Annotated in this window: 1 pseudogene; it reads left to right on the forward strand. The window is 65.9% G+C overall.

Annotation, left to right across the window (positions count from 1 at the left end):
• A pseudogene (locus ACLJWH_RS42010) lies at window positions 1-191 on the forward strand (hypothetical protein); the annotation flags it as partial.
• Window positions 192-546: the final 355 nt, after the last annotated feature.

Raw genomic sequence — 546 nt, forward strand, 5'->3', positions numbered from 1 at the left:
CACCGGAAGTCCAGGAAGCGCGGGACCAGGCCCGCCACGAGCACTCGTCCCAGCGCATCCCCGTCGAACACGCCTTCGCCGACCACAAACGCTGGAAGGGGCTGGCGCGCTGGACCCACCGCCGCGATGCTCTTCCTGCCACCTGTCTCGCCGTCGCCGGCCTCGTCTCCGACCGCACCACCGCCGTCTGACCGAGGGCGGGCGATCAGACAGTCACATCGACACTGCAATCACGCACCAGGTCGTAAGTGGTCGCGCCCGGAAGCCCTTCGGAGGTTGGCTCCGGAGCCGGTGCTGAGCGTGCCTGCGGGATCAGGTGTCGAGGGCGGTGAGGTGGATGGCTACATTCACCGCCCACTCACTTTGAGCAGCGCTACTGAACTTGATTGTGTGATGTCGGGCTGGTCATGGGCAGTTGTCTATGGTCAGGCCGGTGGCGGCGAGGCAACCGTCGACCAGGTGCGGGCGGTACTGGATTTTCTTGAGGCTGCGTTTAACGGCGGTGGCCATCTGGTCGAGGTTCGCGGCGGCGAGGTTGCCGATCGT

This window comes from Streptomyces sp. x-80 (assembly GCF_046549095.1).
In the GTDB taxonomy this organism is placed as follows: domain Bacteria; phylum Actinomycetota; class Actinomycetes; order Streptomycetales; family Streptomycetaceae; genus Streptomyces; species Streptomyces celluloflavus.